This is a genomic window from Mesorhizobium sp. M4B.F.Ca.ET.214.01.1.1 (assembly GCF_004791545.1).
In the GTDB taxonomy this organism is placed as follows: domain Bacteria; phylum Pseudomonadota; class Alphaproteobacteria; order Rhizobiales; family Rhizobiaceae; genus Mesorhizobium; species Mesorhizobium abyssinicae.
This window is the reverse complement of sequence record NZ_SRUX01000001.1, coordinates 402,729-414,819: the sequence shown is the minus strand read 5'-3', so window position 1 is coordinate 414,819 and position 12,091 is coordinate 402,729. Positions and strand designations below refer to the sequence as shown.

The 12,091-nt window shown below is 65.5% G+C and carries 10 protein-coding genes; 4 read left to right on the top strand and 6 right to left on the bottom strand.

All coding sequences use genetic code 11. From position 1 onward, the window contains the following. Positions 1-257 precede the first annotated feature (257 nt). Positions 258-677, bottom strand: a complete 420-nt coding sequence (gene cueR, locus EN857_RS01925) for a Cu(I)-responsive transcriptional regulator (protein WP_135857839.1) — start codon at positions 675-677, stop codon at positions 258-260. 223 nt (positions 678-900) lie between these two features. On the opposite strand from cueR, the gene EN857_RS01920 reads away from it, so the two are divergent. Next, positions 901-1,518, top strand: coding sequence for a L,D-transpeptidase (locus tag EN857_RS01920; protein ID WP_127391408.1), 618 nt, complete (start codon positions 901-903; stop codon positions 1,516-1,518). Positions 1,519-1,664: 146 nt separating this feature from the next. On the opposite strand, the gene EN857_RS01915 is transcribed toward EN857_RS01920, so the two are convergent. The 3 genes from EN857_RS01915 to trpS all read right to left on the bottom strand — a co-directional run bounded on the left by EN857_RS01915 (position 1,665) and on the right by trpS (position 4,086). Further along, the gene (locus EN857_RS01915; RefSeq protein WP_127391409.1) at positions 1,665-2,234 is read right to left on the bottom strand and encodes a NifU family protein; all 570 of its coding nucleotides are present in this window, start codon (positions 2,232-2,234) and stop codon (positions 1,665-1,667) included. Between the two features lie 190 nt (positions 2,235-2,424). Then, complete coding sequence (locus EN857_RS01910) at positions 2,425-2,916, bottom strand: universal stress protein (RefSeq protein WP_127283974.1); 492 nt, start codon at positions 2,914-2,916, stop codon at positions 2,425-2,427. A 102-nt stretch (positions 2,917-3,018) separates the two neighbouring features. Further along, positions 3,019-4,086, bottom strand: coding sequence for a tryptophan--tRNA ligase (gene trpS, locus EN857_RS01905; RefSeq protein WP_135857837.1), 1,068 nt, complete (start codon positions 4,084-4,086; stop codon positions 3,019-3,021). Between the two features lie 175 nt (positions 4,087-4,261). On the opposite strand from trpS, the gene EN857_RS01900 reads away from it, so the two are divergent. Continuing rightward, on the top strand, positions 4,262-4,507 hold the full coding sequence (locus EN857_RS01900) for a type II toxin-antitoxin system VapB family antitoxin (RefSeq protein ID WP_135857835.1): 246 nt from the start codon (positions 4,262-4,264) through the stop codon (positions 4,505-4,507). Continuing rightward, entirely contained in the window at positions 4,507-4,911 is a 405-nt protein-coding gene (locus EN857_RS01895) for a type II toxin-antitoxin system VapC family toxin (RefSeq protein WP_127283977.1), read from the top strand. The genes EN857_RS01900 and EN857_RS01895 overlap by 1 nt, the downstream gene beginning before the upstream one ends. Here the strand turns inward: EN857_RS01895 and murJ are convergent. Continuing rightward, positions 4,886-6,493 (bottom strand): murein biosynthesis integral membrane protein MurJ, encoded by a 1,608-nt coding sequence (murJ, locus tag EN857_RS01890; RefSeq protein WP_135857831.1) that lies wholly within the window; start codon positions 6,491-6,493, stop codon positions 4,886-4,888. The two genes, EN857_RS01895 and murJ, sit on opposite strands and share 26 nt — an antisense overlap. Positions 6,494-6,533: 40 nt before the next feature. Then, positions 6,534-9,335 (bottom strand): [protein-PII] uridylyltransferase, encoded by a 2,802-nt coding sequence (locus tag EN857_RS01885; protein ID WP_135857827.1) that lies wholly within the window; start codon positions 9,333-9,335, stop codon positions 6,534-6,536. 212 nt (positions 9,336-9,547) lie between these two features. Between EN857_RS01885 and EN857_RS01880 the strand changes: the two genes are divergently transcribed. After that, on the top strand, positions 9,548-12,055 hold the full coding sequence (locus EN857_RS01880) for a heavy metal translocating P-type ATPase (RefSeq protein ID WP_135857823.1): 2,508 nt from the start codon (positions 9,548-9,550) through the stop codon (positions 12,053-12,055). The last annotated feature ends 36 nt before the right edge of the window (positions 12,056-12,091 follow it).

Here is a 12,091-nt window from a genome sequence, read left to right as displayed (position 1 = left end):
TCCTTCCCGGCGGATGCATGTCGAACCCAACAGGGACCCTTAAAGCAACGGCTGCGATGAATGCGAACTGATCGCGCCGGCAGCAGGGGTTGCGCCGGCCCACCCTAGACATTAGCCATCGTTAATGGTTGTGTCCGGTTGCATTCGCCGCTGGTGATTGCAACAGGTGGCAACCTAGCCCGCGTCTTCCCCTCTATGGAATGACGCGGGTTCGCCGCCTTGCCGCAGCGGGCGCGATCCTGTCGTGGCTGCGGCGATCAGTTCGCCGTCTTGCTGTGCTCGCCGTCCGCCGTCAACCCCGCCATGTCGTCCAGGATCGGGCAGTCCGGGCGGTGGTCGCCGTGGCAGGCGTGGACCAGCGTCTGCAAGGTGGCGCGCATCGATTGCAGCTCGCGCACCTTCTCCTCGATCGCCCTGACATGGGCGGCGGCGATCTCGCGCACGTCGTGGCTGGCGCGGTCGCGGTCCTTGTAGAGCGCCATCAGCTGGCGGCAGTCGTCGATGGAGAAGCCGAGATTGCGGGCGCGGCGCAGGAAGGCCAGCCGGTGGATGTCGTCGCCGGAATAGTCGCGATAGCCGTTCTCGGCCCGCGCCGGCCGGATCAGGCCGATCTCTTCGTAGTAGCGGATGGTCTTGGCCGGCAAGCCGGACCGCTCGGCGGCGTCTCCGACATTCATGGCGCTCTCCACAATCCGGACCCCAGTCGGAGGCCCCATTGATTTTGCTTCACAATCCTGTGAGCCCTGTTGCCGAAAAGACGCAGTTGTGCATCTACCGGCAGGTAAGGTCCTGCATATAGGCATCGCGCGCTTGGCAAGCAAAAGAAATGCCAGCATGAATGATTTCAGGAAAAGCGGCCGACTCGTGCCGCGATCAACGGGCTGGGCATCGGACCTATTCATGCGCTTGAAGTCTCTTGCAATCGTCGCTGCTTTGGCGATGTCGACCGCGATCAGTGGTTGCAGCACCATCGGCGCGCGACTGTTCACCAACGACTATGGCGCGGTCACCGATGCGGGTTATCAATTGCCGCGCATCCCCATCGAGAAGGTTCCGTCGCGCTTTCACCGGCAGGAAGTGGAGTACGACACCAGGGAAAAGCCGGGCACGATCATCGTCGATACCCAGAACAAGTTCCTCTACTTCGTCGAGGGTGACGGGCTGGCGATACGCTACGGCATCGGCGTCGGCCGTGAAGGCTTCGAGTGGCACGGCACAGCGCGCATCGCGCTGAAGCGCGAATGGCCGACCTGGACGCCGCCCTCGCAGATGATCAAGCGCCAGCCGGAACTCGCCAAATTCGCTGGCGGCATGGATCCGGGCCTGAAGAACCCGCTTGGCGCCCGCGCCATGTACCTGTTCAACAAGGGCGGCGACATGGGCTACCGCCTGCATGGCAGCCCGGAATGGAATTCGATCGGCAAGGCGATGTCGTCGGGCTGCATCCGGCTGATGAACCAGGACATCATCGACCTCTACAACCGCACCTCTGTCGGCGCCAAGGTCATCGTGATGTAGGGACCGCGATCCCCGTATTCGGGGGTCATGGTCCACCTGAAAAGTTGAGTACGCGGACCGTCTAGGCAACAAATGGACGTCCCAAAACAGAAAACCGGGCAATTCGGCCCGGTTTTTTGTTGCCTGCTGACGGAAGAGCTTTGCGCTTAAGCGACCTGCTCGACCTGCTGCACCTCGGGCACGAAGTGACGAAGCAGGTTCTGGATGCCATGCTTCAGCGTCGCCGTCGACGACGGGCAGCCGGCGCAGGCGCCCTTCATGTGCAGGAACACGGTGCCGTTCTCGAAACCGCGGAAGGTGATGTCGCCGCCGTCCTGGGCAACCGCCGGGCGCACCCTGGTGTCGAGCAGCTCCTTGATGGTGATGACCAGTTCCTCGTCGGCCTTGTCGTAGAATTCGCCGGTCTCGCTTGTCTCGGCCGCCGGGCCGGCCTTGGTCATGACCGGCGCGCCCGACATGAAATGCTCCATGATGGCGCCGAGGATCGCCGGCTTCAAATGCTGCCAGTCGGGACCGTCCTTGGTCACGGTGATGAAGTCATAGCCGAAGAAGACGCCGGTGACGCCTGGGATCTCGAACAGCCGGCCGGCCAGCGGCGAGGCGCTCGCCGCACTGTCGGCGTCGCGGAAATCGGCGGTGCCTTCGCGCAGCACTTCCTTGCCAGGCAAAAACTTCAGCGTTGCCGGGTTCGGCGTCGATTCGGTCTGGATGAACATGGCGGTCTCCATGCCCGTTTCGGGCGGATAGTTTGGAATGGTTCTAAATAGGCGCTATCGGCGGGACATTCAAGCGAAACGCGTCGCCGCAACGGCTGGCTGGCGGAATGTTTTTGCCAAGCCTCCGGTACGTAGGGCGAGGCGTGTCGAGATTCAGGTCAGGCCGGCCTCACCTGGATATCAGCACGCCTCAGGCGAGGCTGTCGATTTCCTCATCCGACAGATTCTGCGGCACCACGGTGACCGGGATGGGGAAGGCGGCGCCCCTGCCGGCCACGGCGCTGACCAGCGGCCCGGGGCCTTCCTTGCCGGCGCCTGCCGCCAGCACCAGGATGGCGATGTCCTGGTCTTCCTCGATCAGCTTGTGGATCTCTTCGGTCGGCTTGCCCTCGCGCACCACCAGTTCCGGCTCGATGCCGAGCTTCTGGCGCACCTTGTTGGCGTAGGTATCGAGCGCGGCGCGCGCCGTGGCGTTCGCCTCCTCGCGCATGATCTTCTCGACCCCCAGCCAGTGCTGGAAATCGTCCGGCTCGATGACATAGAGCAGCACCAGCACGCCGCTGGTGCTCTGCGCCCGCTTCGAGGCATAGGCGACGGCGCGCTCGCATTCCGGCGTGTCGTCGATGATCGCCAGGAACTTGCGGCGGTGGCCAACTTCGCGGCTGAGACGTTTGGAGACCATGTCTGTCTGCTCGGTATCAATTCGGCCGCAATCTGCCACCGCCAAAGACCGGCGGCAAGCCGCCGGCCTTCATGGCGGTAGCGATCGACGAGATTGGATCGATCAGTCCTGCAACAGGCCGATGATGTCGCGCACTGTCCGCATCGTCGATTCCGCCAGCGCGCCGGCGCGCTCGCCGCCGTCCTTCAGCACCGCGTCGACATAGGCGCGGTCGCCCTCGATGCGGCGCATCTCGCCGGCGATCGGCGCCAACTTCTCCACCGCGAGGTCGGCCAGCGCCGGCTTGAACACCGAGAACTGCTGGCCGCCGAACTCCTTCAGCACGTCGGCCTTCGAGATTTCGGCAAGCCCGGCATAGATGCCGACCAGGTTTTCCGCCTCGGGACGGCTGGCCAGCCCGTCGACCTCGCCCGGCAAGGCTTCGGGATCGGTCTTGGCCTTGCGGATCTTCTTCGAGATGGTGTCGGCATCGTCGGTCAGGTTGATGCGCGACAGGTCAGACGGGTCCGACTTCGACATCTTTTTGGAGCCGTCGCGCAGGCTCATGATGCGCGCCGCCGGCCCGCCGATCACCGGCTCGGTGATCGGGAAATAGCCGTTCACCGTCTCCTCGCCGACCTGCATGTCGACGCCGACGCCAAGGGCGGCGATGCGGTCGGAGAAGTCATTGTTGAATTTCTGGGCGATGTCGCGGGTCAGCTCGAGGTGCTGCTTCTGGTCCTCGCCCACCGGCACATGGGTGGCGCGGTAGAGCAGGATGTCGGCGGCCATCAGGCTCGGATAGGCGAGAAGGCCGAGCGAGGCGTTCTCGCGGTCCTTGCCGGCCTTGTCCTTGAACTGCGTCATCTTGTTCATCCAGCCGATGCGCGCCACGCAATTGAAGATCCAGGCAAGCTCGGCATGCTGCATCACCCGCGACTGGTTGAAGACGATGTGCTTCTTGGGGTCGATGCCGGAGGCGAGGAAGGCGGCGGTGATCGAGCGGGTCTGGTCGGCAAGGTCGTCATGGACGAGCTGCGCCGTCAGCGAATGCAGGTCGACGACGCAATAGATGCAGTCGGACTGGTCCTGCAGCGCGACGAATTTCTTGATGGCGCCGAGATAGTTGCCGAGATGCAGGTTGCCGGTCGGCTGGACGCCGGAAAAGACGAGTGGCTTGAAGGCTGACATTTTTTCCTCATTGGCTTGTGGAGGGCCGTTTCGCGCGCGGCGAAAGTCTTTCGACGGGCGCGCTTATGGACGAAGCCCGGCATCCGATCAAGAGGCACCCAACGTGCCGATTAACGGGCTATTGACATTGGCATGCGGTGGCTACATGTTTCAAGCTACACGAAAGAATGTAGTCATGACCATCAATATCAACAACAAGGAAGCCGACAGGCTAACCCGCGCCTTCGCCAAAGCTGAGGGCGTCGGCATCACCGAGGCCATCGTGATCGCCATGCGCGAAGCCCTCGAACGGCGGCGCAACCGCGAGACGCCGTTGGAGACGGCAGCCCGGCTGAGGGCCGAGTTTGGAATTGAGTTGGGCGAGCAGGCGCGCAGGCCGTTGCCCCGCTCGTTCTATGATGAACTGTCCGGCGAGGACTGATGTTCGTCGATGCAGCCGCTATCGTTGCGATGCTGAGCAATGAAGCTGAGGCCGAACGCTGCGCGCAAGCGGTCGTGGACGCCTCGGCTCCATTCACCTCCGCAATCGCTGTCTGGGAAGCCTCAATGGCCCTATCCCGGCCGGAAAAGCTGGCAATACCGGTTGCCAGAAGCGCTGAGATTGTGACCCGTTTTCTTGAAGAGCGCGCAATTGCCTTGCGCGAGCTGCCGCCGGCGCTGGACGCGGCATCGCTATCCATCGAGGCCGCGTCGCGGTTTCGCAACAACGCCATCCGACTGAACCTGGCGGACTGTTTCCACTACGCTTGCGCACGCCACTACGCCGTTCCGATGCTTTCCACGGCCGACGAATTCAGGCTCACGGATCTGGAGACTGTTCCGTAACCGGCGGCGCTGCCTTTGCCTCGCCGCGCTTCACATTCCTGCGGATCATGCCGAAATCGGCGCCGCCGGTCGCGAAGGCGGCGATGAAATAGAGCGCAGCACCCCCGGCGACCAGTGCAAGCACCGTCGTTGCTTTCACGACCAGCGGTGAGCCGGGTCCGATCTGCGTCGCAAAATGCCGCTCCGCGAAGTAAAGCGCGGTCGCCATGATCCCGGCGGACAGCACCAGCCTCGGAATGCGCTTCAACAGCGGGATGTCGCGGCCCCAATGGCCGCGCCGGATCAGCACGGCAAGCAGCATCAGTGCGTTGACCCAGCCGGCCACGGCCGACGCCACCGCGATGCCCGGCGCGCCCATCGACGGAAACAGCGACAGCGCGGTGGCGACATTCACGCCGACCGAGATGGCGGCGAACATCATCGGCGTGCGCGTGTCCTCGCGCGCGAAGTAGCCGGGGGTGAAGGCCTTGATCAGCACGAAGGCCGGCAGGCCGAGACCGAAGATCGCCAGGATCGAGGCCACGATCGGCGTCGAATGGTTGGCGGCGAAGGCGCCGCGCTCGTAGACCAGCCGCACGATCGGCTCCGACATCACCCACAACGCGGCCGCCGCCGGCAAGGTCATGAACAGCGTGAACTCGACCGAGCGGTTTTGCAGGTTGGCCGCCTCGATCAGGTTGCCCGACTTCAACGCCCGCGACAGTTCCGGCAACAGCACGATCGCCACCGCCACGCCGACGACGCCGAGCGGCAATTGGTAGATGCGGTCGGCATAGGCCAGAGAGGAAACGGCGCTGTCCTGCGCGGAGGCGATCGCCGTGCCGATCAGCTGGTTGATCTGGGTGATGCCGCCGGTGATCGCCGCCGGCAGCGCCAGGATCAGGAGCCGCTTGACGCTCGGCGTCATCTTCGGCCGGCGGAAGCCGATCGAGATGCCGGCATGGCGCACCGCCACCCAGACGATGGCGAGTTGCACCACCCCCGCCGCCAGCACGCCCCAGGACAGGCCGAAGCCGACGTCGTGCGCATCCAGCCCATTGTACCAGGCGTATCCGAGCACGCCGATCAGGATGATGTTGAGGAAGACCGGCGCCACCGCCGCGGCGAAATAGCGGCGCAGCGAATTCAGCATGCCGGCCATCATGGCGCCGAGCGACATGCAGATGAGATAGGGGAACATGATGGTCGCAAGCGTGACCGTCGTCTCGAACTTGCCCGGCGTGTCGGCAAAGCCCGGCGCCACCAGGTAGCGCACGATCAGCGGCATCGCGAACTCCATGGCGATGGTCAGCGCCAGCAGTGCCGTGAACAGCACGCCAAACACTTCCTCGGAGAAGCGCTTGGCGCCCTCGGTGCCGTGCGTCTCGATCTCCTTGGCGAACAGCGGCACGAAGGCGGCGTTGAAGGCGCCCTCGGCGAACAGCCGGCGGAAGGTGTTGGGGAACTGGAAGGCGGCGTTGAAGGCATCGGCGACCGGCCCGGTGCCCAGCGCCGCCGCCATCAGCATCTCGCGGCCGAAGCCGAGCGCGCGGCTCATCAGCGTGCCGGAGGCGACCGTGGCGAATTTCTTGACAAGGCTCATGCGCGGGGAGACTGCCTGTGCGATTGGGACAAAGTGATGGTCACTCGGCCGCCGCCCTGGCCTTGCCGCCGCGCTCCGGCGCGGTCCCGTCCAGGGTCTCGATCAGCCGCTTGTGGATGGTGGCCATGCGCGTCGGGCTGTCGATCTTCTGTCCCGTCAGGTCGGTGACATAGAAGGTATCGATGACCTTCTCGCCGAAGGTGGTGATGTGCGCCGATGCGATGTCGAGCGACAGATCGGACAGCGCCCCGGTGATCTCGGAGAGCAGGCCGGGCCGGTCGAGCCCCTCGATCTCGATCACCGAGAAGCGGTTCGACAGCGTGTTGCGGATCTCGGCGCGCGGCGGAATGCGGAACACCTTGGCGCCGCGCTTGGGCTTGGTGCGCTTCTCGATCATTTCCGGCAGCCAGGTCTTGCCCGACAGCACGTCCTCGATCAGCCGGCCGACCCGTTCGGCGCGCCGGCGCTCGTCCTCGTCGAGGTCGAATTCCCTCGAAATCAGGATCGTGTCCAGCGCCCGGCCGTCCGAGGTGGTGAAGATCTGCGCGTCGACGATGTTGCCGCCGGCGGCGGCACACGCGCCGGCGATGACCGACAGCAGGCGTGGATGGTCCTGCGCCAGGACGGTGATCTCGGTCACTGCCTCGAACTCGTGCGTCTTGACCATGGTGGCGAGCTTCTTGTCGGCGGCATCAGCCTCGCGGACGAACTCGGCATGGCGCAGCTGGTCGGCGAGGTCGACGGTCAGCAGGTAGTTCTCGTAGTGCTGGGCGACGTAGCGCTTGCGCTCCTTCGCCGGCCAGTTGGCCAGCGCCTCGGCCAGCCGCTCGCGCGCCGCGGAAGTGCGCTCGGCGCGCGACACTTCGGAGAAGCCGCCGGTCAAGAGCAGCTCGGTCTCGTAGTACAGCGTGCGCAGCAACTGCCCCTTCCAGCCGTTCCAGACGCCCGGCCCGACGCCCCTGATATCGCAGACGGTGAGGATCAACAGCAGCTTCAGCCGCTCGACCGACTGCACGATCGAGGCGAAATCCTCGATCGTCTTGCGGTCGTTGAGGTCGCGCGTCTGCGCCGTCATCGACATCACGAGATGGTTCTCGACCAGCCAGGCCACCGTCTCGGTGTCGGCGGCCGACAGCCCCATATGCGGGCAGATGCGCCGCGCGATGCGGGCGCCGGCTTCCGAATGATCCTCCGGCCGCCCCTTGGCGACGTCGTGCAGGAGCACGGCGACATAGAGCGCCTCGCGGCTCTTCTTCAGCCCCGGCATCAGCGAATGCGACAGCGGGTGCACCTTCTCGCCGTCGCCGCGCTCGATCTCGGCCAGCACGCCGATGCAGCGGATAAGGTGCTCGTCCACCGTATAGTGGTGGTACATCGAGAACTGCATCATGGCGACGATCTTGCCGAAGTCCGGGATCAGCTTGCTCAGCAGCCCCGCCTCGTTCATGCGCCTGAGATTGAGCTCGGCGTAGCGGTCCGAAGTCAATATGTCGAGGAACAGCCGGTTGGCCTCCTCGTCGCGCCTCAGCGCTTTGCCGACGAGGCCGAGCGAACGGGTGAGCAGCTTCAGCGCGTCGGGGTGGAATTCCAACCCATGCTTGTCGGCGAACCAGAACAGCCTGAGCAGATTGACCGGGTCGCGCTCGAACACCATGTCGTCGGCGACGTTGATGCGGTGATTGTCGACGATGAAATCGGACGTGCCGGCCAGCTTGCGCTTGCGACGCTGGAAGGTGAGGAAGATGCGGTTGAAACCAGGCACGTGCTTGGCCTGTTCTTCCTCGAGCGCGGCGCAGAAGATGCGGGTGAGGTCGCCGACATCCTTGGCGACGAGGAAGTAGTGCTTCATGAAGCGCTCGACCGCCGACAGGCCGGGATGGCTGGTGTAGCCGAGCCGCTCGGCGATCTCGCGCTGGATGTCGAAATGCAGCCGCTCCTCGGCCTTGCCGGTGAGGAAGTGCATGTGGCAGCGCACCGCCCAGAGAAAGTCCTCGGCCTTGAGGAATTCCCGGTATTCGGCCTCGGTGAAGACGGCCTTCTCGACCAGTTCCTCGCCGGTGCGCACCCGGTAGAAATATTTGCCGATCCAGAACAGCGTCTGCAGGTCGCGCAGCCCGCCCTTGCCGTCCTTGACGTTGGGTTCGACCAGATAGCGGCTTTCGCCGGCCTTGGCGTGGCGATCGTCGCGTTCGGCAAGCTTGGCCTGCACATATTCGGGGCCGGTGGTGCGCACCACCTCATGGTCGAAGCGCGTCAAAAGCTCGTCATAGAGCTTCTGTTCGCCCCACAGGAAGCGCGCCTCCAGGATCGAGGTGCGGATGGTGACGTCGGTGCGCGACAGCCTCAGGCACTCGTCGATGTTGCGCGTCGCATGGCCGACTTTCAGCCCGAGATCCCACAGCATGTAGAGCATGTATTCAACGATCTGCTCGCCCCAGGGCGTCTGCTTGTAGGGCAGCAGGAACAGAAGATCGATGTCGGAGCCAGGTGCCAGCGTGCCGCGGCCATAGCCGCCGACCGCCACCACCGCCATGCGCTCGGCCGCGGAGCGGTTCTTGACGCGATAGACGTGGGTCGCGGCGAAATCGTAGAGCGCCCGGATGATCTCGTCCATGAGATGCGACAGCCGGGCAGCGCAGGCGGTGCCGCCGCCATCCTCCCTCAGCATGGCTTCCGCGATCTTGCGGCCATCGGCCAGCCGAGCCTTGAGCAGCTGCAGAACGGCGCCGCGCGTCGCCTGACCGGAACCGTCGCCGGCATGGGCCGCGGTCAGCTTCGTCATGTCGCCGCGCAACATCACGCCGTCGATCAGCTCGTCGAGTTTCAGGGAGATTTTTGCCATGTGCTGAGGTCGGCCTCGCCTTTCGGGCGGCGTCTATAGCGCGTTTTCGCGGTGCTGGGTATGGGGCGGCCCCCTGTCACGACACCGCATGATCTGCCCTGCCTTTACCGTCCGACAATGCGCCTGGCGAGAAAAATTGCGGCCGACCCTTGACCTTCCAGTTACTGGAAGCCCTACCTCGGCCTCAGATCAAGGCATCAGAGGCATTCCAGATGGCCCATTCCGACCATGACCACCACGCCCATGCCGGCGGCTGCTGCTCCGCCAAGGCCGCCGCGCCTGTCGCGGAGGCGGTCGTTCGCGATCCGGTCTGCGGCATGACTGTCGATCCGGCCGCCGGCAAGCCGACGGCCGAGCACGGTGGCGACATCCGTCATTTCTGCAGCGAGGGCTGCCGCGCCAAATTCGTCGCCGAGCCGGAAAAATACCTGACCGCCACCGATCCGGTCTGCGGCATGAGCGTCGACCGCGCCAGCGCCAGGCATTTCGTCCGCCATGAGGGCCAGGGTTTCTATTTCTGCTCGGCCGGCTGCAAGGGCAAGTTCGAGGCCGCGCCGGGAAATTATCTCGGCGACCGGCCGGCACCACAGCCGATGCCGAAGGGCACGCAATACACCTGTCCGATGCATCCCGAGATCATCCGCGACAAGCCGGGCGCCTGCCCGATCTGCGGCATGGCGCTGGAGCCGATGGGCGTGCCGACCGGCGAGGAAGGGCCGAACCCCGAACTGGTCGATTTCACCCGGCGCTTCTGGGTCAGCGCGGTGCTGTCCCTGCCGCTGCTCGTCATCGCCATGGCGCCGATGCTCGGCCTGAGCTTCGACAGCCTCATCGACGACCTGACAAAGACATGGGCAGAGCTGGCGCTGGCGAGCCCGGTCGTGCTGTGGGCGGCCTTTCCCTTCTTCCATCGCGGCTGGGAGTCGATCCTCAACCGCAGTCCCAACATGTGGACGCTGATCTCGCTCGGCGTCGGCGCGGCCTATCTCTACAGCGTCGCGGCCACGCTGTTCCCGGACATCTTCCCGCACCAGTTCCGCGGCCATGGCGGCGCCGTGCCGGTCTATTTCGAGGCCGCCGCCGTCATCGTCGCGCTGGTCTTCCTCGGCCAGGTGCTGGAGCTCAGGGCCCGCGAGCGCACCGGCTCGGCCATCCGCGCCCTGCTCGACCTGGCGCCGAAGACGGCGCGGCTGATCAGCGCTGATGGCTCCGAAACCGACGTGCCGCTCGACACGGTCAAGGCCGGCGACCGGCTGCGCATCCGTCCCGGCGATGCCGTTCCGGTCGACGGTGTCGTGATCGAGGGACGCTCGGCCATCGACGAATCGATGATCACCGGCGAGCCGCTGCCGGTCGAGAAGACCGGGGGCGACGCCCTGACCGGCGGCACGCTCAACAAGAACGGCTCGCTGGTCATGCGCGCCGAGCGCATCGGCGCCGAGACGACGCTGTCGCGCATCGTCGAACTGGTCGCCAAGGCGCAGCGCTCGCGGGCGCCGATCCAGGGCCTGGCCGACCGCGTTTCGTTCTATTTCGTGCCGGCCGTCGTGCTGGTGGCGCTCGCCGCTTTCGCCGCCTGGGCGGTCCTCGGCCCGCAGCCCAGCCTGATCTTCGCCATCGTCTCGGCGGTGTCGGTGCTGATCATCGCCTGTCCCTGCGCGCTGGGGCTGGCGACGCCGATGTCGATCATGACCGCGACCGGGCGCGGCGCCCATGCCGGCGTGCTGATCAAGGAGGCGGCAGCGCTCGAGCGCTTCGCTTCGGTCGATACGCTGATCGTCGACAAGACCGGCACCTTGACCGAGGGCCGGCCAAAGCTCACCGACGTCTTCGCCGCCGACGGCATCGCGGAAAGCGAACTGCTGGCGCTGGCCGCCGCGCTTGAGAAGGGTTCGGAGCATCCGCTCGCCGAGGCGATCGTCGAGGGCGCGGTTGAACGCGGCGTGACAGTCGCCGCTGCCGGCGATTTCGAGGCGGTCACCGGCAAGGGTGTGTCCGGCACGGTGGCCGGCAGCAAGGTCGCGCTCGGCAATGCGGCGATGATGGCCGACCTCGGCATCGACACGGTCTCGATTTCAGCGCAGGCGGACGCGCTGCGGAGCGAGGGCAAGACGGCGATGTTCGTCGCCGTCGGCGGCAGGCTCGCTGGCCTCGTCGCCGTCGCCGACCCGGTCAAGCCGACGACAACGGCGGCGATCGGCGCGCTGCACGACAGCGGCTTGCGGATCATCATGGCGACTGGCGACAATGAGCGCACGGCGCGCGCCATCGCCGGCAAGCTTGGCATCGACGAGGTGCGCGCCGGCCTGCTGCCCGAGCAGAAGGGAGCGCTGGTCGAGGAACTGCGCGCCAAGGGCGCCGGCGTCGCCATGGCCGGCGACGGCGTCAACGACGCGCCGGCGCTGGCCGCCGCCGATGTCGGCATCGCTATGGGCACAGGCGCCGATGTCGCGGTCGAAAGCGCGGGGATCACGCTGGTCAAGGGCGACCTCAACGGTATCGTCAGGGCGCGCACGCTGGCCCGGGCGACGATCCGCAACATTCGCCAGAACCTGTTCTTCGCCTTCCTCTACAACGTGCTCGGCGTGCCGATAGCAGCAGGCGTGCTCTATCCGCTCACCGGCACGCTTTTGTCGCCGATGCTGGCCGCGGCGGCGATGAGCCTGTCCTCGGTCTCGGTCATCGGCAACGCGTTGCGACTCAGAACGTTGAAACTCTGAGCGAAGCCCCCAAATACGACAGTCCATCAACAGGAG